This is a genomic window from Roseateles toxinivorans (assembly GCF_004362525.1).
Classification (GTDB): domain Bacteria; phylum Pseudomonadota; class Gammaproteobacteria; order Burkholderiales; family Burkholderiaceae_C; genus Paucibacter; species Paucibacter toxinivorans.
The window spans coordinates 493,800-520,026 of the sequence record NZ_SNXS01000001.1; the positions used below are offsets into that span (position 1 = coordinate 493,800).

The following is a 26,227-nucleotide window of genomic DNA, read 5'->3' on the forward strand; positions in this document are numbered from 1 at the left end:
GCATCACATGCCAAAGTTCGTACTCCTGTGGACCGATGTCTCGGTCTGGTTGCTGGTGCTGGCCGTGCTGGGCTACGCCGTCTATGTCAAGCGCAGCCCGGGCCTGAGCGCCAACTGGCGCAAGGTCTTCACCCATGCCTCGGCGTTGTCGTCGTCGCTGGTGCTGCTGTTCTGCCTGACCATCACCGTGCTGGACAGCGTGCATTTCCGCAGCCTGCTGCCGCCGGCCGCCGGTGCCGACAACAGCAAGCCGGCCTATGACACGCGCACCCAGTCGCTGATGGATGCGCTGTTCTCGCGCGTCGTCAATGCCCGCGAGGCGACCTACTCGCGACCGCTGGCCTACGAGGGTTTCACCAAGGAATCGGCCGTTGTCGAGGGTCAGATCGTGCGCACCTCGCCGCGGCTGAAGTACGGTGGCGCCCATCTGACCGACCCGGCGAATCAATGGCTGGGTGACCTGGCCCAGCGTGCGCTGCTGGGCGCCGCTGGCGGCCTGGCCGTGGCGCTGGCCGTCAGCGTGCTGGTGCTGTCCAGCCTGTCGCGCCACTGGCAGGTATCCATGGGCGAGGGCTTGCGCCGCGTGCGCGAGCGCGAGCTGGCCATCCCCTGGCATGTGGCCTTCTGGACCGCCATCGTGATGGCCCTGCTGATAGGCCCGACCCTGGCGCTGATGAACCACTACCACGTGCTGGGCACCGACCGCACCGGCAATGACGTGCTCTACCAGGCACTGAAGAGCATACGCACCGCCTTTGTGATCGGCACCTTGGCGACAGTGGCGACGCTGCCGCTGGCCGTCACGCTGGGCATCATGGCCGGCTACTTCCGCTCCTGGGTGGATGAGGTCATCCAGTACATCTACACCGTGCTGTCCTCGGTGCCCAATATCCTGCTGATCGCTGCCTGCGTACTGATGGTCCAGGTCTATCTGGACAAGCACCCCGAGCTGTTCGAGACCGGTGCCGAGCGCAGCGACCTGAAGCTGCTGCTGCTGTGCTTCATCCTCGGCGCCACCGGCTGGGCCGGCCTGTGCCGGCTGCTGCGCGGCGAGACGATGAAGCTGCGCGAGCTGGACTATGTGCAGGCCGCCAATGCCTTCGGCGTCGGCCACGGCCGCATCATGGTGCGCCACATCTTCCCCAACGTCGCCCACCTGATGCTGATCTCGACGGTGCTGGAGTTCTCGGCCCTGATCCTCTACGAGGCGGTGCTGTCCTATGTGGGCGTCGGAGTGGACCCGAGCATGAACAGCTTCGGCGGCATGATCAATCTGGCCCGCACCGAGATGAGCCGCGACCCCATCGTCTGGTGGTCGTTCGCCGCCGCCTTCGGCTTCATGGTCAGCCTGGTGCTGGCCGCCAATCTGTTCGCCGACGGCGTGCGCGATGCCTTCGACCCTCGCGCCCGCGTGGTGCGCGCCAAGGTGCTGCTCAAGCCAGCCGCCAAGACAGCCGCCTGAGGAAACTAGACATGCTGGACATACAAAACCTCAAGGTAGGCCTGGACACCGACAACGGCGTGGTGCGTGCGCTGGACGGCCTGAGCCTGGCGATCGAGCGGGGCGAGACCTTTGCCCTGGTCGGTGAATCCGGCTGCGGCAAGAGCATGACGGCTCTGGCCCTGTTGCGCCTGCTGCCCGAGAACGGCGCCGTCACCGGCGGCCGCATCATGATCGACGGCAACACCGACCTGGTCGAGCTGCCCGAGGTGGCGATGCGCCGCATCCGCGGCCGCCGCGTGGCGATGATCTTCCAGGAGCCCTCGACCAGCCTGAACCCGGTGATGCGCGTCGGCGCACAACTGGTCGAGGCGATCGAGACCCATACCGAGCTGCGCGGCGCCGCCGCCCGCGCCAAGGCCATCGACTGGCTGGGGCGCGTGGGCATTCCCGAGCCCGAGCGCCGCATCGACGAGTATCCGTTCCGCCTCAGCGGCGGCCAGAAGCAGCGCATCATGATCGCGATGGCCCTGGCCACCGAGCCCGACTTCCTGGTCGCCGACGAGCCGACCACGGCGCTGGATGTGACCATTCAGGCGCAGATCCTCGATCTGCTGAAGGACCTGCAGAAAGAACAGGGCATGGGCCTGCTGCTGATCACCCACGATCTGGCCGTGGTCTCTGGCATGGCCCACCGTGTGGCGCTGATGTATGCCGGCCAGATCATCGAGGTGGCCAGTGCGGCCGAGTTCTTCAACGCGCCCAAGCACCCCTACGCCCATGCGCTGCTGCGCGCCCTGCCCGACGCGCAAAAGCGTGGCGGCAGCCTGGCGGCCATCGGCGGCACCGTGCCGCCGCTGTGGCAGACCTTCAACGCCTGCCGCTTCGCGCCGCGCTGCGAGCGGGCCTTCGACACCTGTCGCAACCAGGCGCCGGAGCTGATCGACTTCCCTGCCTTCCCCAAACCGCACAGCGTGCGCTGCTGGCTGCATGCGCCGAATATCGTGATACCGGCCGAGGCGGCCCGCCCAGAGGTGGTGGAAGCCGCTGCGCCCGAAAAGACGGCCAACACCAACGGCAATCTGCTGGAGGTGCGTGATCTGCGCGTCAGCTTTGCCATCGGCGGCGGCTTCCTGAAGCGCTCCAAGCGCATCTTCAAGGCGGTGGATGGGGTGTCGTTCAATATCCGCGCCGGCGAGACCCTGGCCCTGGTCGGCGAGTCGGGCTGCGGCAAGACCACCACCGGCAAGGCCATCGTCCAGCTGCTGCGCCAGATCGGCACCATCGAGGGCCAGGCCCTGCTGGGCGGCAAGGACCTGTTCACGCTGTCGGGTGACGCGCTGCGCGAGGCCCGCCGCTCGATCCAGATCATCTTCCAGGACCCCTTTGCATCGCTGAATCCGCGCATGCGCGTGTTCGACGTGCTGGAGGAGGGTCTGCTGGCCCTGCGTCCCGACCTGGATGCCGGCGCCCGCCGCAAGAGCATCGAGGCGATGGTGGACCAGGTCGGTCTGCGCCAGGACGCGCTGGACCGCTATCCGCACGAGTTTTCGGGTGGCCAGCGCCAGCGCATTGCCATCGCCCGCGCGCTGGCGGTGGAGCCCAAGCTGATCGTCTGCGACGAGCCGACCTCGGCGCTGGATGTGTCGGTGCAGGCGCAGATCCTGAACCTGCTGCGCCAGCTGCAACGGGACATGGGCCTGTCCTTCCTGTTCATCACCCACAACATCGGTGTGGTCGAGTACATCGCCGACACGGTGGCGGTGATGCAGAGCGGGCGCATCGTCGAGGCAGGCTCCTCCCAGGCCGTGCTGCAACACCCCCAGCACGACTACACCAAGACCCTGCTGGCGGCCGTGCCGCGGCTGCAGGTGCCTGCCTGAGCCGGGCCCCATCCCTCCTGGCCCCACAAGCCCCATCGGCCACCGTCGATGGGGCTTGTTGCCATTTGCGCAAGCCCGCGAACTCGCAATGTTGCTTCGAGCCAACGTAGGCGCTGGCTCGTGCGGCAGTCAACGTATTAAGAATCGCCAAATAATTGACTTTGCAAACTGCGCCAAGCGCTTGGATATCAGGCTAAGTATTTGTTTTTATTAATGTTTCTGGCTGGTTCTCGGCCGGGCTTGGGGTTTGCACTCAATCTTCGTCAAGGAATTCCCTAGATTTGATTGCTCCTGCCGACCTAGAGAATCGTTAATTGGTTCACATGGCGGCCCATGCCTACAAGGCTTGAGGCAGCGCCTTTCGAACTGAGTCTATCGACCTCTACTTCTGCCGTTAAGGAGCTCCAATGTTCAAGAAGTCAAAAATTTGCACCGGCGTGCTTGTCGCCATGGGCGGCTGGGCCATGACCGCGCCTGCAATGGCCCAGCAGCAGCTGGAACGTATCGAAGTCACCGGCTCGCGCATCAAGTCGATCAGCCTCGAGGGCACCAGCCCGGTGGCCGTGATCGGCGAGAAGGAAATCAAGACCGACGGCGTGCGCAACGTCGAGAGTCTGCTGAACAATCTGCCGCAAGTTTTTGCCGACCAGGGCGGCAACGTCGTCAACGGCTCGACCGGTACGGCCACGGTGAATCTGCGCGGCCTCGGCGCCGACCGCACCCTGGTGCTGGTCAACGGCCGCCGCCTGCCGCTGGGCAGCCCGACCAATACCGCAGCCGACCTGAACCAGATCCCTGCCGCGCTGATCAAGCGCGTTGAAGTACTGACCGGTGGTGCATCGGCCGTGTACGGCTCGGATGCTGTTGCCGGCGTGGTGAACTTCATCATGAACGACAAGTTCCAGGGCGTGCAGTTCGACGTCAACCACAGCTTCTTCAACCACGGCCAGCAAGGCACCGCTGGTGTGGCCGACCTGGTCGCTGGCCGCGCCGCCACGAATGCCAAGGAATTCCAGGTTCCCGGCGACAAGAGCGCCGACGGCAAGTCGACCGACATCAGCCTGCTGATCGGCTCCAACTTCGCCGACAACAAGGGCAATGCCACCCTGTTCTTCAGCTACAAGAAGGACGACGCCCTGCTGCAATCGGAGCGCGACTTCAGCGCCTGTACCGTCTCCTCAGGCGCAGCCGGCTTCGCCTGCGGTGGCTCGGGTACCAATGCGACCGGCCGTATCACCAACCTGACCACGGGTCGGGTCTACACCAACGGTGATACCAGCGGCACGGCACGCATCTTCGCCAATGCCACCGACCAGTACAACTTCGGCCCGATCAACCACTATCAGCGCCCTTCGGAGCGCTATGGTTTCAACGCCTCGGCCAACTACGAGCTCACCGACACCGCCAAGGTCTACGGCGAGTTCTCGTTCCATGATGACCTGACCGTGGCCCAGATCGCCCCGGGCGGCGCCTTCGGCAGCGTGCACACGGCGAACTTCGACAATCCCCTGCTGTCGGCCAGCTGGAAGGCCGCACTGGGCCTGGTGAATCCGGGTGACAGCACCGACTACGTGCTGCAGCGTCGCAACGTCGAAGGCGGTGGTCGTCAGTCCGAGTTCCGCAACACCTCGTTCCGTGGTGTGGTGGGCGTCAAGGGCGAGATCGGCAAGTGGAGTTATGACGCTTTTGCCATCCGCGCCAAGGTGATCTACAGCCAGAACGAAAACAACTACTTCCTGTCGCCGCGTATCGACCGCGCCATGGATGTGGTGAATGTCAACGGCGTCGCCACCTGCGCTTCCGTCGTCAATGGCAGCGATCCTTCCTGCGTGCCCTACAACCCCTGGTTGCTGGGCGGCGTGACCGCTGCACAGCTCAACTATCTGCAGACGCCTGGCTTCCGCAAGGGCACGACCAATCTGGCCGTGGAAGGAGCTTCGCTGTCCTCCGATCTGGGTGAGTACGGCATACGCATGCCGGGCGCCAAGAACGGCGTCGGCGTGGCCTTCGGTCTGGAACATCGCCGTGACGAACTGGCACTGTCCACCGACCCGGCCACCGCGGCCGGCGAGCTGTCCGGTTCGGGCGGTCCGACCAAGGGTCTGGCTGGCAAGACGACCGTCAACGACGTCTTCGGCGAAGTGCGCGTGCCCATCCTCGAAGGCAAGCCGATGGCCGAGTTGCTGAGCGTGAACGGCAGCTACCGTCACTCCGAGTACGGCACCGGCACCAGCACCAACACCTATGGTGTCGGCGGCGAGTGGGCACCGGTCAAGGCGGTCAAGTTCCGCGGCAGCTACCAGCAGGCCGTGCGTGCACCGAACGTGGTCGAGCTGTTCCAGGCCCAGGGCAACAACCTGTATGACAACGATGCCGATCCTTGCGCCGGCGCCACGCCGACGGCCAGCCTGGCGGCTTGCGCGCGCACCGGTGTCACCCCGGCCCAGTACGGCACCATTCAGGACAGCCCCGCAGGTCAGTACAACTATCTGGCCGGTGGCAACCCCAACCTGAAGCCCGAAACCGCAAAGAGCACGACCTTCGGTGTGGTCTTGACGCCGATGCGTGACCTGTCCGTGACCGTCGACTACTTCGACATCAAGGTCAAGGACACGATCAGCAATATCGACCCGACCACCACGCTGGCGAAGTGCCTGGAAAATGGCGATCCGATCTTCTGCAGCCTGATCACCCGTGACCGCCTGGGCACCCTGTGGCTGCTGCCGCAAGCGTCCATCGTGGGCACGAACCTGAATCTGGGCAGCACCCGTACCTCCGGTTTCGACTTCGGCCTGAACTACGGTCACCGCATTGGCGCCTACGGCAGCCTCGGCCTGAGCTTCGTCGGTACCCTGCTGAAGAAGCTGGAAACCGAAGAGATCAAGGGGCAGGGCACCTACGATTGCGTCGGTCTGTACGGACCGAACAAGTGCGGCAGCCCGAACCCGGAATGGCGTCACAAGATGCGCGGTACCTGGGCCTCGCCTTGGGGCTTTGACCTGTCGGTCACCTGGCGCTACCTGAGCAAGGTGACCCTGCAGACCGCCAGCGACAATCCGCTGCTCAAGGGCACGGTCAATGCCGTGGAGCGCGACCTGGCTGCGCAGAACTACCTGGACCTGGCCGGTAGCTGGAAGGTCACCAAGGGCCTGACACTGAGCGGGGGCATCAACAACCTGCTGGACAAGGATCCGCCCATCACCTCGCAACTGGCCACAGGCGCGGGTAACGGCAACACCTACCCGTCGGTGTATGACGCCCTGGGTCGCAAGATCTTCCTGAGCGCGACCTACAAGTTCTAAGTCGAACCGGTCTCGGCAAGTCAAAACGGGGAGCCTAGGCTCCCCGTTTTTCTTCATGCGCGCCATGCCAAGGGTTCAAAGGCCGAAGCTGCCCTCCTCGGCGGAGAAGGCATTCGTCGCCTCCGACATGGCCGAAATCAAGGCACGCTCGGCCAGGCTCAGCTGCGGATGCCAGATATCGAAGATCAGCACGACACGCAGCTTGTCGCTGTTGTTCCAGGCCTCGTGCTCGATCGTGTCGTCGAACACCCAGGCCTTGCCGGGCACCCAGGCCCGGGTTTCGTTGCCGACACGAAAACCGCAATGCTCGGGAACGATCAGGGGCAGATGGGTCACCAGGCGGGCATTTGTGACGCCGGTGTGCGCAGGGATGCGCGTGTTCGGCTTGAGCAGCGAGAACATCGCGGTGGGCGTGCGCCCGGCCTGGCTCGGCTGCGGGCAGCCGGCCAGCATCGCGACGGTCTTGGGGCACTTGGGGGCGTTGGCCTCGACCAAGCCACCGTTCTCATAGATGTGGAAGGCACTCCAGCGCGGCGAATTGTTGAGTTCCGCGAACTGGAAGTGCGGCACGTCGTCCGGGTAGGTCAGGTAGGGCGTGAAGCCTTCTTCCGCATGCAGGATGTCCAGGAACTCGCTGCGTATCTCGTCGGTGGCCGCCTCGACCTGATCCAGCCAGGGGAAGTCACTGCGCTCAAAGAACTCGGTAGGCGCGAGATTCGGGTAGTAGTAGGTGGCGGGCTGCGAGTCGAAGCGCCGCTTGCGGCCGACCATGATGTCCAGCGAGTCGCGGAACCGATTCATCCGCTCGCCGGCGAAGGCCTGATAGGTGGGTTCGAGGTAGCGGTCCAGGAAGGCGCCGAACTCCCTGTCATAGCGCTCGCGGAAGGCCATTGCCTTGGTGACAGCGGGACGCAGATGGACATGCAGACGCTCCAGCGGTGGCGATGCGGACAGCACGGCTCCATGGGCCTTGGCCGCCTGGTGTGTCTTGCCCTGCCGCTCAAACAGGCTGGCACGTTGGATCAGAGCCAGCAGATCGCCGGGGTCGACGCGAAGGGCGCCGCGAATGGCGTCTTCCTCGCCGGCTTCGTCCTGCAGGCGCTGGCAGGCCAGAGCCAGATTGACCCATTGCTGGCAATCCCTGCCGTCGATGGCCACGACCCGTTCCATCAGCTTTCTTGCCGCCAGCGTCTCGCCGCTGCGGAAGGCATGCTGGCCCAGGGCCATCAGCACGCGGACATGGTTGGGATCGAGCTCCAGTGCGCTCTGCCAGTGGCTCAGCGCCAGGTCGGGGCGACCGGACTGCAGGCATTGCGCTGCCTCGGCTTCGAGTTGCCTGATCTGCTCGGCTTGGGTGTGTGGATTGTGCATGGCGTGATTTTGAACCGTCCGTCGCCGTGCCGGCATGCCGATAGTGCGGCTTGCATTTAAGCTTGAGCTGTTGCAGTGGAGGGCTGCACTTTCGGGGCTTGTCCGGAGGGCAGCGGAGCCGGATTCGGGCCATGATGGGGTCCGCTTCAAACCCGACCCGACCCCATGCAGATGAGCCCGAACGACGCACGCACGATCGCCCAGGCCGGCATGGCCGCGCTCAAGGGCGGTGACCCCGGGAGCGCCCGTGCTTCATTTGAACGCGTGCTTGCCGGCGGGGTCGCCGATGCCTCGGTCCAGCTGGGTCTGGCCTATGCCTGTCTGGCGCTGCAGGATCAGGGGGGCGCGCTGGTGGCCGTGGATGCCGCACTGCGACTGGAACCAGGCAATGTGCAGGCGCTGCTGTTCAAGGCCGACCGCATGGATCAGGCCGGCGACGCCAGGGCGGCTTCGATGTTCTACAGGGCGGCGATCGGCGCTGCACCGAATCCTGCGCAACTGCCGCGCGAGCTGCAACAGGAGCTTGCCCGCGCGCAGGCCATGTGTGAACGCTACGCACAGCAGTTCGATGCGCATCTGCGTGAGCAGATGGCCCGTGCCTGCGCCGACCTGGGCGCGGAGTCCAGGCGCTTCACCGAGTCGCTCGACCTGCTGTCGGGCAGCAAGCAGATCTATTACCAGCAGCCCAAGGTCTACTACTTTCCCGGGCTGGCTCAAAACCAGTTCTTCGATCCCGGCCAGTTCGCCTGGCTGGAGCGTCTGGAGGCTGCGACCGACGCCATCCGCGAAGAGTTGCTGGCGATTCTCGACGAGGGCGCACCCTTTGAGCCCTATGTGCAGTCGCAGTCCAATCGCCCGAGCAAGCGCCAGGATGGCCTGGTGAACAACCCGGCATGGAGCGCCTTCCATCTGTGGCGCAATGGCGAGGCGGTACGAGAGAACGCCGAGCGTTGTCCCAAGACGATGGCCGCCCTGGCCGAGGTGCCGCTGACCCGGCTGAAGGGGCGTTCACCCTCGATCATGTTCTCGCTGCTGCGCCCGGGCACTCACATCCCACCCCACCATGGGCTCATCAACACGCGGCTGATCTGTCATCTGCCGCTGATCGTGCCACCCGGCTGCGCGCTGCGCGTGGGCAACGAAACGCGGGAGTGCGAGGTCGGCAAGGCCTGGGTGTTCGACGACACCATCGAGCATGAGGCCTGGAACCGCAGCGATCAGACGCGCGTGGTCTTGCTGTTCGAGATCTGGCGCCCGGAGCTGAGCTTGGCTGAGCGCGAAATGGTCAGTGCGATGTTCGACGTGATTGACCAATACCAGGGTGGCAGGGGGGAGTGGAGCATCTAGTCTGCGATGTAACTTTGTTCCATCAATCCGAGGCCGCCCGCCCTTGTTCCTGGCGCTTGGAGGGCCTTGTCAGCAGGTGAGGCGGTGTGTCCCGCTGCGGCGACGGAGGTCAGGATCAGGGTAAACCCGCGGCCGTATATTGCACTGCGGCATTGTCAATCAATGGGCAGACCAATAAAATACCACCTGCAGTTTTACCGGGCTGGCGCTGTGCAAACGACCGATTTCGGAGGCTTGTAACAGCGGTAAGGGCCGGGAAAGCCCCATGTGCTTGCTCACCCTGAATGCGTTTATGATCGCGTCGCTTCGGGGTTGGACTGGGGCTGTATTCGGTTACAGTCTGGCCTGTCGAAAAGGACCGCCCGACGGCCAAATGGGTAACCATCAGCCGGCGGGCATTTTTGTTGAGTTTGGGTTTTACGCCCAAAGTGTTGAGTAGTCATGTCCATCCTGGCGTCAGGAGGCATCTCGGGCCGGCCTTGTTGCGCGGCTCCCTGCGAACCGCAAAGGTTTGGCATGGATCAGAGATGCGCTCGGTGTATGCGTGCCGTCGGCTTGAGGCGCGCTCAGGTTCAGCTACCAAAGCTTTGGGTGTGCCATCTGAAGCTCAGCGCCTGTATCGGGTTTTTTTACTGAAGCGTCCCCTCCCGTCGCATATGAGCCTGATGAACGAGATCCGTAGTCAAATGAAGGAGCGCGCATGAACTTTGCGCAGCAGCAGAACAGCTCGTCACGAGTCACCGGATTCGTGATCGTTGTCCTTATCCACATTGTGCTGGTGTGGGCCATTGCAAGCGGATTGGCCCGCAAGGCCGTCGAGATGGTGAAGGGCCCGATCGAGACCAAGGTCATCGAAGAAGAGAAGAAGCCGCCGCCGCCGCCGGAGACCTTGCCGCCGCCGCCGCCGCAGCTGAAGGCACCGCCGCCGCCGTTCGTGCCCCCGCCTGAAGTCCAGGTGACCGCACCGGCCCCCGTTGCGCCGACCATCTCGCAGACGACCACGGCGCCCCCGCCGGTGGCCGATATCCGCCCGGTGCAGGCGCCGGTGGTTGCCGCACCGCCGCCGCCGCGTCCGGCCGGCCCTGTCAAGGCCGGCGTGGCCTGCACCAAGATGGTCACTCCCGAAATGCCCGGCGTGAACTGGGCCGGTGAAGCCACCTTCAACGTCAAGGGCACGGTCAAGAATGGCAAGGTCGTGGCTATCGAGGTGATGAGCGCGAACATGCGTGGCGGCAATGACCGCAAGGCTCAGCGCGCCCTGATCAGCGCGATCGAGTCCGCCATGTCCGGTTATGAGTGCCCGGGCGCCGATTTGCAGATCCAGCAGGAATTCGTTTTCAAGATCGATTGATCAAGGCTTTCGAATCGACTACATCGCGGGGCGCTGCCTGAACCAGCGTGGCGCACCGTTTCTTCACAAACCCCAAGTTTCGCTTTCTTTCTCTAGGAGACCCCTCCATGATCTCTCGTCTCTCCGCTGTGATCGCCGCGTTTGCATTCGCCGCGACCCTGGCCGTCTCGCCGGTTCAAGCCCAAGACCAGAAGCCGGCCGATGCCGCTTCTGCCGTGGCCGCTGATGCCGCTCCCGCAACCGCCGCGCCCGCCGCACCTGCCGCCGCCGTCGAGAATCCCTACGGTCTGCAAGCCATGCTGAAGCACGGTGACGCCGTGTCCAAGGGGGTGCTTGCCATCCTGGCCCTGATGTCCATGGGCAGCTGGTACATCCTGATCACCAAGCTGTGGGACACCCAGAAGATGGGTACCGAAGCCAAGGCCGTGCGCGCCACGTTCTTCAAGAAGGCCAGCCTGGCCGAAGGCGTCAAGGGCCTGAAGGAAGGCAGCGCGTTCCGCTTCATCGCCGAGTCGGGCATCGAGGCCAGCGAGCACCATGAAGGCGCCCTGACCGAGAACATCGACCACAACAGCTGGGTCACGATGAGCGTTGACCGTTCGGTTGGCGAAGTCGGCACCCGTCTGCAGGGCGGTCTGGGCTTCCTGGCCACCGTGGGCTCGACCTCGCCGTTCATCGGCCTGTTCGGCACGGTGTGGGGTATTCTGCAAGCGCTGACCGCCATTGGCGTGGCCGGCCAGGCATCGATCGACAAGGTCGCTGGCCCGGTGGGTGAAGCGCTGATCATGACGGCCCTGGGTCTGGCCGTGGCCGTCCCGGCCGTGCTGGGTTACAACTGGCTGGTGAACCGCAACAAGGCGGTGATGGCCAATGTGCGTGCCTTCGGCGCCGATCTGCACGGCGTGCTGATGGGCAACCGCAGCGTCGCCAAGCGCTAAGCCGCCCGATCGGAGCCCATCATGGCAATGAACGTCGGATCTTCCTCCGGCGATGACGAGGTGGTCTCGACCATCAACACCACGCCCCTCGTGGACGTGATGTTGGTGCTGTTGATCATCTTTCTCATCACCATCCCGGTGGTGACGCAATCGGTGGCGCTGACTCTGCCCAAAGAGACCAACGTCGTTCGCGTCACCAAGCCGGAAAACATCGAAATCGCGGTGACCAAGGACGGCGACGTCTACTGGAACACCGCGCTGGTGCCCGACAGTGACGCCCTGTTTGAGCGTCTCAAGAAGGTGGCAGTGATGGACCCCCAGCCCGAAGTGCATATTCGCGGTGACGGCAAGGCACGCTACGAGTCCGTCGGGCGCGTGGTCTACACCTGCCAGCGGGCCGCAATCATGAAGATCAGCTTTGTCACCGAGCCCCCGGCTCGTGGCGGTTGAGTCCTAGGAGCAACGCATGGGAATGAATGTAGGTAGCTCGGGCTCCTCCGACGAACCGGAAGTGATGATGGACGTCAACACGACGCCCCTGATCGACGTGATGCTGGTGCTGCTGGTGATGCTGATCATCACCATCCCGATCCAGCTGCACTCGGTCAATCTGAACATGCCGGCCGGCAACCCGCCGCCTCCGACCAAGCCGCCCATCGTCGTCACCATCGACGTGGACTTTGACGGCACGGTGCTGTGGAATGGCGAGGCGCTGCCCGATCAGGCCGCCGTCGAGGCGAAGCTGGCCGTGGTGGCCGCCGAGGCCGATCAGCCCGAGGTGCATCTGCGCCCCAACAAGCTGGTCGAGTACAACTCGGTGGCAGCCGTGATGGCCGCTGCACAGCGTCTGGGTGTGAAGAAGCTGGGCATGGTTGGTAACGAGCAGTTCGTCAAGTAAGTTGGCCCTAAGCGGCAGGTCAAGGCGCATCTGTAGGGTCTTTCGGATCAGGCAGATGCGCGTTTTTTTAGGACTCAAGAGCATGAAACTGAAAGCTGTGGCCGCGGCCGCCATTGGCGCCGTGGCCTTTTGTTTTGGTGCCGCCCCTGACGGTGGTCTGGGTTTTGCAGCCGCCGCTGCGCAGGGTCAGTCGGTGCGTCCGGAAGTGGGCAAACCGCTGCAGGCCGCTGCCGCGCTGATCAAGTCGGGCAAGTACAAGGACGCGCTGGCCAAGCTGCGCGAGGTCGAGGCCGTGGGCGGCCGCACGGGCAACGAGAACTACATGCTCGAGAGCATGCGCGTCGCCGCTGCGTCGGGCGCAGGTGACGCCGACACGATGGTGCGCAGCTTCGAGGTGATGAAGTCCAGCGGCAATGTGGCGGCGGCCGAGCAACTGCGCATCATGGAGTCGATTGCCGGCACCTATCTGCGCAACAACGAGAATGGCAAGGCACTGAACTGGGCGCAGCGCTACTTCAAGGAGGGCGGCAATAGCGCGACCATGAAGCAGGTGCTGCAGAACGCGCAGTTCCTGACCGGTGACATGGCCAGCACCATCAGGGACGTGTCGGAGGAAATCAATGCCGACGAGAAGGCTGGCCGCACGCCGAGCGCAGACAAGCTGAACCTGCTGCTGAACGCCGCTATGCGCGCCAAGGATGGCAATGCCGAGGCGATGGCGCTGGAGAAGCTGCTGGCCTACTACCCGAAGAAGGAGTACTGGGCCGACGTGTTGGGACGCGTGCAGCGCAAGTCCACCTTCTCCGACCGCTTTGCACTGGATGTCTATCGTCTGCAGCTGGCCACCGGCAATATGAAGTCGGCCAACGACTACATGGAAATGTCGCAGCTGGCCGTGCAGGCCGGTTCGGCCGCCGAGGGCAAGGAGGTGGTGGACAAGGGCTTCGCCGCTGGCGTGCTGGGCGCGGGCGCCGAGGGCGAGCGCCACAAGCGCTTGCGTGACCTGATGGTCAAGCGTCTGGCCGAGTCAAAGGCCGGTGAGGCCGAGGCCGAGGCTCAGGCCAAGGCCGCCAAGGACGGCAATGCGCTGGCCAATCTGGGTCTGGGCGTGGCCTACAACGGCCAGGCCGCCAAGGGCGCCAAGCTGATCGAGGAAGGCATTGCCAAGGGCAGCCTGAAGCGCCCCGAGGACGCCAAGCTGCACCTGGGCCTGGCCCATATGCTGGCCGGCGACGTCAGCAAGGCGCAGCAGACCTGGCGCTCGGTGCGTGGCAACGATGGCGCGGCCGATCTGGCTCGCCTGTGGGTCATACAGTCGCGCAGCGCGAAGCGCTAATTCTTCGTTCTGCCCAAGAAAAAACGGACCTCGCGAGGTCCGTTTTTCTTTTTACTTTGGCGCCAGTCTGATGGCCCCGTCCAACCGTATCACCTCGCCATTGAGCATGTCGTTGGTGATGATCTGGTGCACCAGCTTGGCATAGTCCTCGGGCTTGCCCAGGCGGGACGGGAAGGGCACGCCGGCGGCCAGCGCGTCCTGCACGTCCTGGGGCATGCCGAACAGCATGGGCGTGCCGAAGATGCCAGGGGCGATGGTCATATTGCGGATGCCATTGCGAGCCAGGTCGCGGGCGATCGGCAGGGTCATGCCGACCACGCCGCCCTTGGAGGCGGCATAGGCGGCCTGGCCGATCTGGCCGTCATAGGCGGCGACCGAGGCGGTCGAGATCAGCACGCCGCGCTCGCCGGTGGCCTCAGCCTCGTTCTTGCACATCGCTTCGGCGGCCAGGCGGATCATATTGAAGCTGCCGATCAGGTTTACCGTGATCACCTTGGCGAACAGGCCCAGGCCATGCGCGCCTTCCTTGCCCACGGTCTTGGCGGCCGGCGCGATGCCCGCGCAGTTCACCAGGCCCATCAGCTTGCCCATGCTGGTGGCCTTGGCCACCACGGCCTGGCCGTCGGCCTCCTGGCTGACGTCGCACCGGACAAAGGCGGCTGCCTCGGTGCCCAGCTCGGCCGCAAGGGCCTGGCCCCGCTCTTCGGCCAGATCGGCGATCACCACCTTGGCGCCTTCGCGCACCAGCATGCGTGCCGTGCCTTCACCGAGGCCCGATGCCCCGCCGGTGACGATGAATACCTTGCCTGCGATTTCCATGGAAGCGTCTCCTGAAGATGAGAGTCGAGTTACGTTGACGTAAACGTCAATTGTCGGGCAAAAACAAAGCCGCTGAAAAGCGGCTTTTGTGTTCCGGTTCGGCGCGAACTCAGGAGAGCGCTGCCAGGGCCCGAGCGGTGATCTCGTCCACCGTGCCCATGCCTTCGATGCGGCGGTACTGAGGTGCCTGCGCGTCTCCCGTCTTGGCCCAGCTGCCGTAGTAGTCGACCAGCGGGCGTGTCTGCGCCTGATAGACGTTCAGGCGATGCTTGACGGTCTCTTCCTTGTCGTCATCACGTTGGATCAGCGCCTCGCCGGTCACGTCGTCTCGGCCCTCGACCTTGGGCGGGTTGAACTTGACGTGGTAGGTGCGGCCCGAGGCCGGGTGCGAGCGGCGGCCGCTCATGCGTTCGATGATGGCCTCGAAGGGCACATCGATTTCCAGCACATAGTCGAGCTTCACGCCGGCCGCCTTCATCGCATCGGCCTGCGGGATGGTGCGGGGGAAACCGTCGAACAGGAAACCATTGACGCAGTCTGGCTGGGCAATACGCTCCTTGACCAGGCTGATGATCAGATCGTCGCTGACCAGGGCCCCCGACTTCATCACAGCATCGGCCTGCAGGCCCAGCGGTGTGCCCGCCTTGACTGCGGCGCGCAGCATGTCGCCGGTGGAAATCTGCGGGATGCCGAACTTGTTGCAGATGAAGGCCGCCTGGGTGCCTTTGCCGGCGCCGGGGGCGCCCAGTAGTATCAGTCGCATGGGTCTCCTCAATGCTGTGTGAGGGCGCTTGCACAGCGCCTCGGGCTTGTCAGCGAGGATAGCATGGGCACTCTAGCGCTACCCTTACAAACAGGGCCTGGCCTTGAGCAAATCGCGTACCCGTTCAAGGTCCTGCGGCGTGTCCACGCCCGGGCCGGGCAGGGCCGCGCTGACGTGCACGGCGATGCGCTCGCCATGCCACAGCACACGCAGCTGCTCCAGCGCCTCGATCTGCTCCAGCGGGCTGGCCTCGAGGGTCGGAAAGCGGCGCAGAAAGCCGGCGTGATAGGCGTAGAGGCCGACATGGCGCAGCGGCGTGATGGCGTGCGGCACGGCCTTGCCATCGACCGACCCATCGCGCCACCAGGGTATCGGCGCGCGGGAGAAGTACAACGCGCGGCCGGCTGCATCGAGCACGACCTTGACCACATTCGGGTTGGTGAAGTCGGCGGCCTGCTCCAGCGCATGGGCCACCGTGCTCATCACGCAGTCGGGGCGGGCCTGCAGCATGGCGGCGCAGGCATTGATCAGCTCGGGCGCGATCAAGGGCTCATCGCCCTGCACATTGACCACCAGGTCCTGGCCGTCGAGGCCCAGCTGCTCGCAGGCCTCGGCCAGGCGGTCACTGCCACTGGCATGGTCGGGGCGTGTCATCACCGTGCGCACGCCGTGCCGGGCACAGGCCGTGCGCACCTCGTCGGCATCGGTGGCGACAACAACCTGGCTGGCTTGCGACAGTGCGGCACGGCGCGCCACATGGACGATCATCGGCAGGCCGTGGATGTCGGCCAGCGGCTTGCCGGGCAGGCGGGTCGAGGCCAGGCGGGCCGGGATGATGACGGTGAAGCTCATTGGACGGAGCCCCTCGCCCGAAGGGCCTTCGGTCGATCCCCCGAGGGGATACGGGCCGGCTTGGGAGCGGCCCGGCGCTCGGCCCTCATTCCGGTTGATCCCCGCCTGCGGGCGGCAGCACGCGGGCCTCGTTCTCGAGCATCACCGGAATGCCGTCGCGTATTGGGAAGGCCAGCCGGTCGGCATGGCAGACCAGTTCGTGCAGCGGTGCGCCCGGCGCTTCGCGCAGGCCCTCCAGCGGGCCCTTGCACAGGGGGCAGACCAGCAATTCCAACAAGCGGTGATCCATCGGTGGGGTCAGGCTTCAGCCCGGTCGGTGTTTGAGGTGGGGCTGCAGCGCCTGCAGCAAGGCCGGCTCGAAGGCCGGCTCGGGTTGGAAGTCTAGCGCCACCACCCAGATCCGGGTGGCGCCAACGGCCTCGGGCCGGATCTTGACTGCGTCTTTCTCGGTCAGCATGACGTCGGCCGTGTCGGCGGGCCAGGGCAGGGTGGCGAAGTCATGGTGGTCGGGCAGGGGCAGTCGCGTGATGCTCAGCCCTGCATCGACCAGCATGTCGAAGAAGCGCTGCGGCTGGGCCATGCCGGCGGCGGCCAGCAATGGGCGGCCGCGCAGCGCCCCGAGCAGCTCGGTGCTGGCCGGCCGGCCCTGCCACCAGTCGGTCAGGGACGCGGCACCGGTCAGCCGTCGCCGGCCCAGATAGCCGGCCAGATGGGTGCTCGGCCGCTCGGCGTTGTAGAGCACCAGCGTATCGGCGGGCAGCAGCGCGGGCGCGGGCTGGCGAAGAGGGCCGGCCGGCAGCAAGCGGCCGTTGCCCAGGCCGCGTGCGTCGAACACCAGCAGGTTCAATGCACGGGGCAGCGGCAGGTGCTGCAGGCCATCGTCGCTGATGATGAGGTGCAGCCCGCGGTGGGCGGCCAGCAGCGCTCGCGCCGCGGCCACCCGGCTGCGACCGACCGCCACCGGCGCGCCGCTGCGCTTGTGGATCAGCAGCGGTTCATCGCCGACCTGTGCGGCCGTGCTCTTCGCATCCAGCACCTGCACGGCGTCCGAGCGCCGGCCATAGCCCCGCGAGATCACCCCCACCCGCAGGCCGCGCTGCTGCAGCAGCTGCAGCAGGGCCAGCACCGTTGGCGTCTTGCCGGCACCGCCGACGATCAGATTGCCGACCACGATCACCGGCACCGGCAGCACCTGGCGCTTGCGCAGTCCCGCGGCGTAGAGCCAGCGTTGCAGGCCGCTCAGCGCGGCATAGAGCCACGACAGCGGGCGCAGCGCCAGCTGCAGCGGCCCGCCCACCTGCCAGGACCGCTCGATGCGCTGGGCCAGGGACATGGGGCGGCGCGCCTCAGCGCGAGGGACTGGCGGCCGGGCTGCCGCCGGGGTTGGTCTGGGTGGCGAAGGTCAGCTTGGCCAGGCCGGCACGGCGGGCGGCGTCCATCACATTGATCACCGACTGGTGGGCGGCGGCGGCGTCGGCCGAGACGATCACGATCGCCTCGGGCGAGCCTTCGCTGGCGGCGGTCATGGCCTGGGCCAGGATTTCGGGCGAGCGGCCGTCGATCAACTGGCGGTTGACCGAGTAGCGGCCATCGGCCGACACGGCGACGATGACCTCGCGCGGCCGGTCACGGGCGCGTTCGGCGTCGGCCACCGGCAGGCTGATCTGCAGCTCGGTGAACTTCGAGTAGCTGGTGGACAGCATCAGGAAGATCAGCACCACCAGCAGCACATCGATGAAGGGGATCAGGTTGATCTCGGGCTCGTCCCGTTCGTGGCGGCGAAAGCGCATGGCCGTGCCTCGCTTATGCCGTTGTTGCAGCTGGCACCGCGGGCAGCGGTGCGGCGGCCACCGCCGGCGGTGTGCGCACCGAGAAGCGCATCAGGTGCGGCACCAGGCGCTCGGTGGCCTGCTCCATGTCCAAGGTGAAGCCGTCCACCAGGCCGCGGAAGTAGCGGTAGAACATCAGCGAGGGGATGGCGATGATCAGGCCGAAAGCGGTGTTGTACAGCGCGATCGAGATGCCGTGGGCCAGCAGGGCAGGGTTGCCGCCGGTGGGCGACTGCGAGCCGAAGATCTCTATCATGCCCACCACCGTGCCCAGCAGGCCCAGCAAGGGAGCGGCCGAAGCAATCGTGCCCAGCGCGTTCAGGTAGCGTTCCATCTGGTGCACCGCGGCGCGGCCGGCGGACTCGAACACCTGGCGCAGGCCGTCTTCGCTGATGCGGGCATCGGCAATCACGGCGCGCAGGCCGGTGGCCATCAACAGGCCCAGCACCGAGTTCTGCGCCAGCTTGTTGACCACGTCGGCCGCGGGCAGATTGGCCCGGGTGACCGACATCACCTCGTCCAGCAGCGTGACGGGCGCAATGCGCACGGTGCGCAGGCTGGAAAAGCGTTCGATGATCAGCGTCAGCGCCACCACCGAGCACAGAAGCAAGGGCCAGATCGGCCAGCCAGCGGCTTGTATGATCGAAAACAAGGACATCCCCCTGATGCAGGTCCGGCAGACCAAGCGCCTGGCGGCGTGCAGGCTGCTCACCACCCGGGCTCGGGACGCGCGATTATGGCCTGAACCCGGAGCCTTTTCGGCCGTGACCGCCGCCGGACTTGTGCACAGGGCCCGGACAATCCACCGTGGCTGTGGACAACTTTGTGAACAAGCGGGCTGGAATCCCCGCCAAGCCGCGAAAACACAGGGCTTGCAACAGATTGCTTAAAAATTGGGCATGAAAAAATCTTTTGAAATCAAGCACATACACCGATATTTCAGGCTTGTGACTGGTATACGGGCCGTCTGGATCGGTGCCGCCGGCGCTGTGGAGTTTCGGCCCCTGCCTGCCGCTGGAGCGACCCATGGCTGAGGCTTCCGGCCGGGGCCTGCAACGGGTGACCTGGAGTGTCGGCGCGCTGGTGGCGGCGGTGGCCGACGCGCTGCAGGCGCGCTTCGCCAGCTGCTCCGTCGAGGGTGAGCTGTCCGGCTTCAGCCGGGCCAGCAGCGGCCACTGCTACTTCACCCTGAAGGACGCCGATGGCGCGGCCGCCCTGGTGCGCTGCGCGATGTTCAAGCGCGCGGCCAGCCTGCTGGACTTTGCCCCGGCCGATGGCCAGCGCGTCGAGCTGCGCGGGCGCCTGGCGGTCTATGAGCCCCGCGGCGAGCTGCAGCTGGTGGTCGAGGCGATGCGTCGCGCCGGTGCCGGCGCGCTGTATGAGCAATTCCTGCGCCTGAAGGCCAAGCTGGAGGCGCAGGGCTTGTTCGATGCCAGCGTCAAACGCGCCTTGCCGGCCTTTCCGCAGCGCATCGGCGTGGTCACCTCCCGGGGCGCGGCGGCGCTGCATGATGTGCTGACGGCGCTGAAACGCCGCGCGCCCCATGTCGAGGTCATCGTCTATCCCAGCCTTGTGCAGGGTGCCGAGGCGCCAGAGGCGCTGGTGCGGGCGATCCAGACGGCCAATGAGCGTGCCGAGGTGGACGTGCTGATTGTCTGTCGGGGAGGCGGCTCGCTGGAGGACCTGTGGGCCTTCAACGACGAGCGTGTGGTGCGGGCGATTGCTACCTCGGGCCTGGTGGTTGCCTGCGGCGTTGGCCATGAGACCGACGTCACCCTGGCCGATCTGGCCGCTGACCTGCGCGCGCCCACGCCCACCGCGGCGGCCGAGCTGGTCTCGCCGTCGCGCCAGGCCAATCTTGACGCACTGGGGGCGCTCGCCGCCGCGCTGACCCGTCGCATCGATCAGCGCCTGGAGGCCGCCGCCCAGCGCCTGGACCGTGTGGCCCTGCGCCTTGCCCGGCCGGCCGATGCGCTGGCCAGCCAGCAGCAGCGGCTGGCCTGGCTGTCGCACCGGCTCAGCGTGGCCGTGCAGCGCAGCCAGACCCGCCAGGCCGAGGTGACCGGCCGCCTGGGTCGGCGCCTGCTGCAGGCCGGGCCGAAGCGCAGGCTCAGCGCCGAGCTGCATTTGGACGCGCTGGAAGGGCGCTTGCGCAGCCTTGACCCGCGCCAGGTGCTGGCGCGCGGCTTTGCCTGGCTGGACGACGGCCAGGGCAACCCGCTGAGTTCGGTGGCCCAGCTGCACCAGGGTCAGGACTTGCATGCGGTGTTGGCCGATGGCCAGGCCCAGCTGCAGGTGCGCTCGGTGCTGCCCGACGCCGCACCCTGAACAGGGGCTTGCCGGCTTGCCGCCGGCGGGCCATGCGAAGCTGCCTACAATGCCGCCCAGACCTCGTCCCAACTATTCTCACAAGCCAAGGAGCCGATATGGAACACACCCTGCCCGCACTGCCCTATGCCAAGGATGCGCTCGCCCCTCACTACAGCCAGGAAACGCTGGAGTTTCACCACGGCAAGCATCACAACGCCTATGTGGTGAACCTGAACAATCTGCAGAAGGGCACCGAGTTCGAGACGATGACCCTGGAAGAGATCATCAAGAAGTCCAGCGGCGGCATCTACAACAACTCGGCCCAGATCTGGAACCACACCTTCTTCTGGAACTGCATGCAGCCGGCCGGCGGCGGTGCACCTAAGGGCGCGCTGGCCGATGCCATCAATGCCAAGTGGGGCAGCTACGACGCGTTCAAGGAGGCCTTCACCAAGAGCGCCGTCGGCAACTTCGGTTCGGGCTGGACCTGGCTGGTGAAGAAGCCCGATGGCACGGTGGACATCGTCAACACCGGCGCTGCCGGCACCCCGCTGACCACCGCCGACAAGGCGCTGCTGACGGTCGACGTCTGGGAACACGCGTACTACATCGACTACCGCAATCTGCGCCCGAAGTTCCTCGAGGTGTTCCTGAACAACCTCGTGAACTGGGACTTTGCCGAAGCCAACTTCGCTTGAGCCTGGTGCACACCGACAAGGCCGGTCACTGACCGGCCTTTTTCACGATGCGCATCCTGCTCGTTGAAGACGATCCCGCACTGAGCCTGGGCCTGGTGCGCGCGCTCGAGCGCGAGGGTTGGCGGGTGGACCTGCTGGCCGATGGCGAGCATGCGGTGGCACCGGGCCTGATCGCCCAGTACAACCTGGCCGTGCTGGACCTGGGCCTGCCGCGCATGGACGGCATGAGCGTGCTGCGCCGCTGGCGCTCAGGTGGCGCTACGCTGCCGGTGCTGCTGCTGACCGCCCGTGATGAGCTGGCCGACCGCGTGGCCGGGCTCAATGCCGGGGCCGATGACTATCTGGTCAAGCCCTTTGACCTGCCCGAGCTGATCGCGCGGCTGCGTGCTCTGAAGCGCCGGGTCCACGGCCGCGTCACCGAGACCCTGCAACTGGGCGAGTTGCAGCTCGATGTTGCGCATCGCGAGCTGAGCTATCGCGGCGCCCCGGTGCGCGTCAGCCCGCGCGAATACGCGCTGACCGAGATGCTGATGCAGCGCGCCGGCAAGGTCGTCAGCAAGGATGCCATCGTCGCCACCCTGTCGAGCTGGGAGTCGGATTTCAGCGAGAACTCGGTCGAGGTCTATGTGCACAGGCTGCGCAAGCGCTATGCCGAGCTGGGCATCAGCATTCGCACGGTGCGGGGCTTCGGCTACATGATGGAGCTCAGCGAGCCGGCGGATTCCTCCCACCCGGCCGATCCGCCCGAGCCCACCGACACCTCGTCGTGATGATGGCGCTCGGCGGCCCGCGACGGCGCAGTCTGCGTCGGCAGTTGCTGGTGCCGCTGGCCTGGGTCTGGTTGCTGGGCATGGGCATGGCCGTGATGGGGGCTTTCTGGCTGGCCCGCAACAGCGCCAATGCCGCCTTCGACCGCGGCCTGCAGGACGAGGCGGCGGCGCTTGCTGCCCGCATCACCTGGTCCGACCGCGGCCCGTTTCTGGATCGCACGCGCCAGGCCATGGAGGCGCCCAGCTGGGACGGCGGCGAGCGCAACGGCTTCGTGCTGCTGGCCGCCGATGGCACGGTGCTGGCCGGCGATGCGCTGGTGCCGGTGCCGCTGCCCGTGCCGACCCTGGCGGGTCCTTCGGCCAGTTTCGAGCGGCCGCTGCTGGTTGATACCAGCCATCAGGGCAAGACGGTGCGTGCGGCGATGTTCTCCGTGGCCTCGCCGATGCTGGACAGCTCGGTCACCCTGATCGTCGTCGAGACGCCGGACAAGCGCCAGGCGCTGCTGCGAGACATCCTTCTCGCCATGGCCCTGCCGGCGCTGGCCCTGGGCTCGCTGACCTTCATCCTGCTGGCCTGGGGCATCAGCCGCGGCGTGCGGCCGCTGCAAGCCGTGGCCGCCGAGGTGGCCGGCCGTGGCGAGCGCGACTGGCGGCCCCTGTCCCTGGACCAGGTGCCACTGGAGGCACTGCCGCTGATCGAACGCATCAACACCCTGCTCAGCGATGTGCGGGCCTCGGTGTCGGTGCAGCGCCGCTTTGTCGCCGATGCGGCCCACCAACTGCGCACACCGGTGGCCGGCATACGCGTGCTGACCCAGGAGCTGCAGCAGGAGCTGGCCAGCTGTGCCAACCAGGCCCATGCGCCAGTGATCAATGCCTTGCTGCTGTCCAGCGACCGGCTCTCGAGGTTGATCGGCCAGCTGCTGAGCCTGGTGCGCTCCGAGGCGGCGCTGTCCTTCGAGGGCGAGCAGTCGCTGCAGAACATCGTGCCCCTGGTGCGGGAGGCGGCCGAGCCGCTGGCGCTGCGTGCCTTGCGCGAGGGGCGCAACCTGGCCCTCGAGGCGCCCGATGACATCGTGCTGGCCCGTGCCCACGGCCTCTGGCTGGGCGAGGCGCTGGCCAATGTGATCGACAACGCGCTGCGCTATGGCGGACCGAACATCGTCGTGCGCGTGCTGGCCCAGCCGGGCGGGGCCCTGCTCAGTGTCGAGGACGACGGGCCGGGCATTGCCGCTGCCGACCTGCCACGCATCTGCGAGCCCTTTTGGCGCGGCGAACGCGCCGACACCCGCACCGACGGCGGCACCGGCCTGGGCCTGGCCATTGCCCATGATGTGGTGGTGCGCCTGGGCGGGCGGCTGCTGGCAGAGTCGCGGCCGGACTACCCGGGCCTGCGCATCAGCATGGTGCTGAGCTGCTGACCCGTTGCCTCTCGCGGTCTCAGGGCTTGAAGGGCTGGCCGCTGAGCTTGGCCCCGGCCTTGATGCCGCGCTTGTCGAACCAGCGCGAGTTCATCTCCAGCACGAAGCGCACCGGCTTGGTCGAACAGTGCGAGTCCAGCGTCTGCGGTTTCATCTCGTCGATGTTGACGATGGTGCCGTCATCGGCAACAAAGGCGATGGCCAGCGGCAGCAGGGTGTTCTTCATCCAGAAGCACTGCTGACCGGCCTGCTCGAACACGAACAGCATGCCCTGGCTGGCGCCCATGCTGCTGCGGTGCATCAGGCCGATGGTGCGCTCGTCGGGCGTCTGGGCCACCTCGGCGCTGATCTTGTGCATGCCCAGGCTGAGGGTCACGGCCGGCAGCCGCTGCGGGCCGTCCTGGGCCATGGCCGGTCCGGCCAGCGTCAGCATCGCGCCCAGCAACAGTGCGCTCAGCGATGTCAAGAGCCTTGTACGAAGGTGCGATGGGGTGAGGGACTTGATATGGATCATGTGGGCCGGTGGTAGTCTCCCCTAGATTATGGGCGCTGCCTGCTTGCACTGATACGCGCACCGATGTCCTCCGCTTCCTGTCCCACGGTCTTGCCTGTCTTGTCGGTGGACGGGTGTGCGCCTGTCGCACCGCCCGCCGGTGAAGCCAGGGCAGGGCTGGGCTGTCTGGTCGACTGTTCACAGTGGCAGAGTGGCACCGATGGCCAGCGCGTGGCGCTCTCGCAGCTGGTGCTCAGCGGCCTGTACTGCGCCGCCTGCGCCGGCATCATCGAAACGGCCTTGAAGCGGCAGCCGGGCGTCCTGGATGCCCAGGTCAATGCGGCCAGTCAGCGCCTGTCCCTGCAATGGAGTCCTGCGCTGACCGATGCGCCGGCACTGCTGAGGGCGATCGCCAAGGCCGGCTACGGCGCGGCGCCCGACGTCGCTGCGCCTGCACTGGCGCTGCGCAAGGTCGAGCATCGCAAGGCTGTGTGGCGTCTGTTCGTGGCCTGGTTCCTGATGATGCAGGTGATGATGCTGGCCGCGCCCGCCTATTTCGCCGAGGCCGGCGACATGGCCCCGGATCTGAAGCTGCTGATGCAATGGGGCAGCTGGGTGCTGACCCTGCCGGTGATGCTGTTCGCCGCCGGCCCCTTCTTCCAGTCGGCCTGGCGTCAATTGCGGCAGCGCAGCCTGGGCATGGACGTGCCGGTGTCGCTGGGGCTGGCCGTGAGCTTCGCCGCCAGCACCGGCGCCAGTTTCGATCCGGGCGGCGTGTTCGGGCACGAGGTGTACTTCGACTCGCTGACGATGTTCGTCGCCTTTCTGCTCACCGGCCGCTACCTGGAGCTGCGCGCGCGACATCGCGTCGCGGCCTCGCTTGAGGCGGCCCTGACCCAGCTGCCTGAGCTGGCCGAGCGCATCAATGCCGATGGCACGCTGAGCCAGGTGCGCGTCGGGGAGCTGGTCGTCGGTGACCGTGTGCGCGTCTTTGCCGGCCAGGGGTTTCCGGCCGATGGTCAGGTGCTGGAGGGCGGTACCGAGGCCGACGAGGCGCTGCTGACCGGCGAGTCAAGGCCTGTCCCCAAGCGGAAGGGTGACAGCGTCGTGGCCGGCAGCGTCAATCTTCAGGCCCCGGTGACGGTGTGGGTGCAGCGCGTCGGCGCGGACACCCGCTTCGAGGGCATCAAGGCTCTGATGCGCAGCGCGATGACCCGCCGCCCGCAGCAGCTGCGTCTGGCCGACAGGGTGGGGGCGTTCTTCCTCTGGGGCGTGCTGGTGCTGGCTGCCGGCGGTGCGCTGGTCTGGAGCTTCATCGATCCGTCGCGGGTGGTCTGGGTGGCCGTCAGCGTGCTGATCGTCACCTGCCCCTGCGCACTCGCCCTGGCCACTCCGTCCGCATGGCTGGCGGCCACCGGCGCGCTGGCGCGGCGTGGCCTGCTGCTGCAGCGCATGGAGCTGCTCGACAGCCTGCCCGGCGTGACCCATGTGGTGTTCGACAAGACCGGCACGCTGACCGAAGACGAACTGGAGCTGTGCGACGCCGATGCGCTCGATCCGGCGCTGTTGCTTCAGGCAGCCGCCCTGGCTCGGCAGTCACGCCATCCAATGTCCAGGGCCTTGGCGCGTGCCTGCACGCCCGGTGGCGACGAGCCTCTTTGGCACGACATCGTCGAGGTCGCTGGTTGCGGCCTGCAGGCCCGCGATGCCCAGGGCCAGGTCTGGCGTCTGGGTGCTCAGGCCTGGGTCATGGGGGAGGGTTCTGCCGTCGACGGCGAGGTCGCCCAGCTGGTGTTCGGCCCGCAGCGCCCGCCGGTTGCCGGAGCCGGTGCCCCGGCCCTGATGCTGCGTTTCCGGGAAACGCTGCGTGCCGATGCCTTGCGGGCCGTTCAGGCCCTGCAGGACCAGGGCCTGGGCTTGAGCCTGCTGTCCGGCGACGCCTCGGCGCGCGTGGCCGAGGTGGCGGCCCGGGCCGGCATCGCCAATGCGGTGGGCGCGGCCACGCCCGAGCTGAAGCTGGCCCATGTGAGCGCGCTGCAGGCCGCTGGCCACAGGGTGCTGATGGTGGGCGACGGCATCAACGACGCCCCGGTGCTGGCCCAGGCCGACGCGTCGATCGCGATGGGGCAGGGCGCTGTGGTTGCCAAGGCCCAGGCCGATGGCTTCTTGCTGTCCGAGCGTTTGATGGATATCGTCGCTGCGCGGGCCCTGGCCCTGCGCACCCGACGCGTGGTGCGCCAGAACCTGGCGTGGGCGCTGGCCTACAACCTGTCGTGCATTCCTCTGGCACTGATGGGCTGGCTGCCGCCCTGGGCCGCGGGCCTGGGCATGGCGGCGAGTTCGCTGCTGGTGGTCAGCAACAGCCTGCGCCTGGGGCGCGGTCTTGACAAGAAGGAGTGACCGAC

At 66.4% G+C, this 26,227-nt stretch carries 23 protein-coding genes; 14 read left to right on the forward strand and 9 right to left on the reverse strand.

Annotation, left to right across the window (positions count from 1 at the left end):
* Positions 1 to 7: 7 nt before the first annotated feature.
* The 3 genes from DES47_RS02280 to DES47_RS02290 all read left to right on the forward strand — a co-directional run bounded on the left by DES47_RS02280 (position 8) and on the right by DES47_RS02290 (position 6,626).
* Complete coding sequence (locus DES47_RS02280; protein WP_133699029.1) at positions 8 to 1,462, forward strand: ABC transporter permease; 1,455 nt, start codon at positions 8 to 10, stop codon at positions 1,460 to 1,462.
* An 11-nt stretch (positions 1,463 to 1,473) separates the two neighbouring features.
* A complete protein-coding gene (locus DES47_RS02285; RefSeq protein WP_133699030.1) occupies positions 1,474 to 3,324 on the forward strand; it encodes an ABC transporter ATP-binding protein in 1,851 nt (616 codons plus the stop codon).
* Positions 3,325 to 3,731: 407 nt separating this feature from the next.
* A complete protein-coding gene (locus tag DES47_RS02290; protein ID WP_133699031.1) occupies positions 3,732 to 6,626 on the forward strand; it encodes a TonB-dependent receptor domain-containing protein in 2,895 nt (964 codons plus the stop codon).
* A gap of 75 nt (positions 6,627 to 6,701) precedes the next feature.
* On the opposite strand, the gene DES47_RS02295 is transcribed toward DES47_RS02290, so the two are convergent.
* Positions 6,702 to 7,997, reverse strand: coding sequence for an aspartyl/asparaginyl beta-hydroxylase domain-containing protein (locus DES47_RS02295; protein WP_133699032.1), 1,296 nt, complete (start codon positions 7,995 to 7,997; stop codon positions 6,702 to 6,704).
* A gap of 165 nt (positions 7,998 to 8,162) precedes the next feature.
* On the opposite strand from DES47_RS02295, the gene DES47_RS02300 reads away from it, so the two are divergent.
* The 6 genes from DES47_RS02300 to DES47_RS02325 all read left to right on the forward strand — a co-directional run bounded on the left by DES47_RS02300 (position 8,163) and on the right by DES47_RS02325 (position 13,867).
* Entirely contained in the window at positions 8,163 to 9,344 is a 1,182-nt protein-coding gene (locus tag DES47_RS02300; protein WP_133699033.1) for an aspartyl/asparaginyl beta-hydroxylase domain-containing protein, read from the forward strand.
* Positions 9,345 to 10,044: 700 nt separating this feature from the next.
* The gene (locus tag DES47_RS02305) at positions 10,045 to 10,695 is read left to right on the forward strand and encodes an energy transducer TonB (RefSeq protein ID WP_133699034.1); all 651 of its coding nucleotides are present in this window, start codon (positions 10,045 to 10,047) and stop codon (positions 10,693 to 10,695) included.
* A gap of 107 nt (positions 10,696 to 10,802) precedes the next feature.
* The gene (locus tag DES47_RS02310) at positions 10,803 to 11,633 is read left to right on the forward strand and encodes a MotA/TolQ/ExbB proton channel family protein (protein ID WP_133699035.1); all 831 of its coding nucleotides are present in this window, start codon (positions 10,803 to 10,805) and stop codon (positions 11,631 to 11,633) included.
* A gap of 21 nt (positions 11,634 to 11,654) precedes the next feature.
* Positions 11,655 to 12,083 carry an ExbD/TolR family protein gene (locus tag DES47_RS02315; RefSeq protein WP_133699036.1) on the forward strand — a complete coding sequence of 143 codons (429 nt, stop codon included), beginning with the start codon at positions 11,655 to 11,657 and terminating at the stop codon, positions 12,081 to 12,083.
* 16 nt (positions 12,084 to 12,099) lie between these two features.
* Positions 12,100 to 12,531 carry an ExbD/TolR family protein gene (locus DES47_RS02320; protein WP_208114882.1) on the forward strand — a complete coding sequence of 144 codons (432 nt, stop codon included), beginning with the start codon at positions 12,100 to 12,102 and terminating at the stop codon, positions 12,529 to 12,531.
* A gap of 82 nt (positions 12,532 to 12,613) precedes the next feature.
* Positions 12,614 to 13,867 carry a hypothetical protein gene (locus tag DES47_RS02325; protein WP_133699037.1) on the forward strand — a complete coding sequence of 418 codons (1,254 nt, stop codon included), beginning with the start codon at positions 12,614 to 12,616 and terminating at the stop codon, positions 13,865 to 13,867.
* Positions 13,868 to 13,918: 51 nt separating this feature from the next.
* Here the strand turns inward: DES47_RS02325 and DES47_RS02330 are convergent, their stop codons facing one another.
* The 7 genes from DES47_RS02330 to DES47_RS02360 all read right to left on the reverse strand — a co-directional run bounded on the left by DES47_RS02330 (position 13,919) and on the right by DES47_RS02360 (position 18,782).
* A complete protein-coding gene (locus DES47_RS02330; protein WP_133699038.1) occupies positions 13,919 to 14,686 on the reverse strand; it encodes a 3-hydroxyacyl-CoA dehydrogenase in 768 nt (255 codons plus the stop codon).
* A gap of 109 nt (positions 14,687 to 14,795) precedes the next feature.
* Positions 14,796 to 15,449, reverse strand: a complete 654-nt coding sequence (gene adk, locus DES47_RS02335; protein WP_133699039.1) for an adenylate kinase — start codon at positions 15,447 to 15,449, stop codon at positions 14,796 to 14,798.
* Positions 15,450 to 15,533: 84 nt separating this feature from the next.
* On the reverse strand, positions 15,534 to 16,301 hold the full coding sequence (gene kdsB, locus DES47_RS02340) for a 3-deoxy-manno-octulosonate cytidylyltransferase (protein WP_133699040.1): 768 nt from the start codon (positions 16,299 to 16,301) through the stop codon (positions 15,534 to 15,536).
* Between the two features lie 85 nt (positions 16,302 to 16,386).
* Positions 16,387 to 16,590 carry a Trm112 family protein gene (locus tag DES47_RS02345; protein ID WP_133699041.1) on the reverse strand — a complete coding sequence of 68 codons (204 nt, stop codon included), beginning with the start codon at positions 16,588 to 16,590 and terminating at the stop codon, positions 16,387 to 16,389.
* A gap of 15 nt (positions 16,591 to 16,605) precedes the next feature.
* Entirely contained in the window at positions 16,606 to 17,634 is a 1,029-nt protein-coding gene (lpxK, locus tag DES47_RS02350) for a tetraacyldisaccharide 4'-kinase (RefSeq protein ID WP_133699042.1), read from the reverse strand.
* A 13-nt stretch (positions 17,635 to 17,647) separates the two neighbouring features.
* The gene (locus DES47_RS02355; protein WP_133699043.1) at positions 17,648 to 18,091 is read right to left on the reverse strand and encodes an ExbD/TolR family protein; all 444 of its coding nucleotides are present in this window, start codon (positions 18,089 to 18,091) and stop codon (positions 17,648 to 17,650) included.
* Positions 18,092 to 18,104: 13 nt separating this feature from the next.
* Positions 18,105 to 18,782: a MotA/TolQ/ExbB proton channel family protein gene (locus tag DES47_RS02360; protein WP_133699044.1), complete on the reverse strand. Its 678-nt coding sequence runs from the start codon at positions 18,780 to 18,782 to the stop codon at positions 18,105 to 18,107.
* A 374-nt stretch (positions 18,783 to 19,156) separates the two neighbouring features.
* Here DES47_RS02360 and xseA point away from each other — a divergent pair, with 374 nt between their 5' ends.
* From xseA to DES47_RS02380, 4 genes are all read left to right on the forward strand, one after another.
* The gene (xseA, locus tag DES47_RS02365; protein WP_133699045.1) at positions 19,157 to 20,458 is read left to right on the forward strand and encodes an exodeoxyribonuclease VII large subunit; all 1,302 of its coding nucleotides are present in this window, start codon (positions 19,157 to 19,159) and stop codon (positions 20,456 to 20,458) included.
* A gap of 98 nt (positions 20,459 to 20,556) precedes the next feature.
* Positions 20,557 to 21,138: a superoxide dismutase gene (locus tag DES47_RS02370; protein ID WP_133699046.1), complete on the forward strand. Its 582-nt coding sequence runs from the start codon at positions 20,557 to 20,559 to the stop codon at positions 21,136 to 21,138.
* Between the two features lie 47 nt (positions 21,139 to 21,185).
* Positions 21,186 to 21,908 (forward strand): response regulator, encoded by a 723-nt coding sequence (locus tag DES47_RS02375; protein ID WP_133699047.1) that lies wholly within the window; start codon positions 21,186 to 21,188, stop codon positions 21,906 to 21,908.
* On the forward strand, positions 21,908 to 23,329 hold the full coding sequence (locus DES47_RS02380) for a sensor histidine kinase (RefSeq protein WP_243748176.1): 1,422 nt from the start codon (positions 21,908 to 21,910) through the stop codon (positions 23,327 to 23,329). Before DES47_RS02375 ends, DES47_RS02380 begins: the two co-directional genes overlap by 1 nt.
* A gap of 19 nt (positions 23,330 to 23,348) precedes the next feature.
* On the opposite strand, the gene DES47_RS02385 is transcribed toward DES47_RS02380, so the two are convergent.
* The gene (locus tag DES47_RS02385; RefSeq protein WP_425057400.1) at positions 23,349 to 23,795 is read right to left on the reverse strand and encodes a DUF192 domain-containing protein; all 447 of its coding nucleotides are present in this window, start codon (positions 23,793 to 23,795) and stop codon (positions 23,349 to 23,351) included.
* A 258-nt stretch (positions 23,796 to 24,053) separates the two neighbouring features.
* Here DES47_RS02385 and DES47_RS02390 point away from each other — a divergent pair, with 258 nt between their 5' ends.
* Positions 24,054 to 26,222 carry a heavy metal translocating P-type ATPase gene (locus DES47_RS02390; protein WP_243748123.1) on the forward strand — a complete coding sequence of 723 codons (2,169 nt, stop codon included), beginning with the start codon at positions 24,054 to 24,056 and terminating at the stop codon, positions 26,220 to 26,222.
* Positions 26,223 to 26,227 lie beyond the last annotated feature (5 nt).

Bases quoted from the DNA above. Each gene is read 5' to 3' on its own strand.
- DES47_RS02280 (WP_133699029.1), top strand. From the start codon at position 8: ATGCCAAAGTTCGTACTCCTGTGGACCGATGTCTCGGTCTGGTTGCTG.
- DES47_RS02285 (WP_133699030.1), top strand. From the start codon at position 1,474: ATGCTGGACATACAAAACCTCAAGGTAGGCCTGGACACCGACAACGGC.
- DES47_RS02290 (WP_133699031.1), top strand. From the start codon at position 3,732: ATGTTCAAGAAGTCAAAAATTTGCACCGGCGTGCTTGTCGCCATGGGC.
- DES47_RS02295 (WP_133699032.1), bottom strand. From the start codon at position 7,997: ATGCACAATCCACACACCCAAGCCGAGCAGATCAGGCAACTCGAAGCC.
- DES47_RS02300 (WP_133699033.1), top strand. From the start codon at position 8,163: ATGCAGATGAGCCCGAACGACGCACGCACGATCGCCCAGGCCGGCATG.
- DES47_RS02305 (WP_133699034.1), top strand. From the start codon at position 10,045: ATGAACTTTGCGCAGCAGCAGAACAGCTCGTCACGAGTCACCGGATTC.
- DES47_RS02310 (WP_133699035.1), top strand. From the start codon at position 10,803: ATGATCTCTCGTCTCTCCGCTGTGATCGCCGCGTTTGCATTCGCCGCG.
- DES47_RS02315 (WP_133699036.1), top strand. From the start codon at position 11,655: ATGGCAATGAACGTCGGATCTTCCTCCGGCGATGACGAGGTGGTCTCG.
- DES47_RS02320 (WP_208114882.1), top strand. From the start codon at position 12,100: ATGGGAATGAATGTAGGTAGCTCGGGCTCCTCCGACGAACCGGAAGTG.
- DES47_RS02325 (WP_133699037.1), top strand. From the start codon at position 12,614: ATGAAACTGAAAGCTGTGGCCGCGGCCGCCATTGGCGCCGTGGCCTTT.
- DES47_RS02330 (WP_133699038.1), bottom strand. From the start codon at position 14,686: ATGGAAATCGCAGGCAAGGTATTCATCGTCACCGGCGGGGCATCGGGC.
- adk (WP_133699039.1), bottom strand. From the start codon at position 15,449: ATGCGACTGATACTACTGGGCGCCCCCGGCGCCGGCAAAGGCACCCAG.
- kdsB (WP_133699040.1), bottom strand. From the start codon at position 16,301: ATGAGCTTCACCGTCATCATCCCGGCCCGCCTGGCCTCGACCCGCCTG.
- DES47_RS02345 (WP_133699041.1), bottom strand. From the start codon at position 16,590: ATGGATCACCGCTTGTTGGAATTGCTGGTCTGCCCCCTGTGCAAGGGC.
- lpxK (WP_133699042.1), bottom strand. From the start codon at position 17,634: ATGTCCCTGGCCCAGCGCATCGAGCGGTCCTGGCAGGTGGGCGGGCCG.
- DES47_RS02355 (WP_133699043.1), bottom strand. From the start codon at position 18,091: ATGCGCTTTCGCCGCCACGAACGGGACGAGCCCGAGATCAACCTGATC.
- xseA (WP_133699045.1), top strand. From the start codon at position 19,157: ATGGCTGAGGCTTCCGGCCGGGGCCTGCAACGGGTGACCTGGAGTGTC.
- DES47_RS02370 (WP_133699046.1), top strand. From the start codon at position 20,557: ATGGAACACACCCTGCCCGCACTGCCCTATGCCAAGGATGCGCTCGCC.
- DES47_RS02375 (WP_133699047.1), top strand. From the start codon at position 21,186: ATGCGCATCCTGCTCGTTGAAGACGATCCCGCACTGAGCCTGGGCCTG.
- DES47_RS02380 (WP_243748176.1), top strand. From the start codon at position 21,908: ATGATGGCGCTCGGCGGCCCGCGACGGCGCAGTCTGCGTCGGCAGTTG.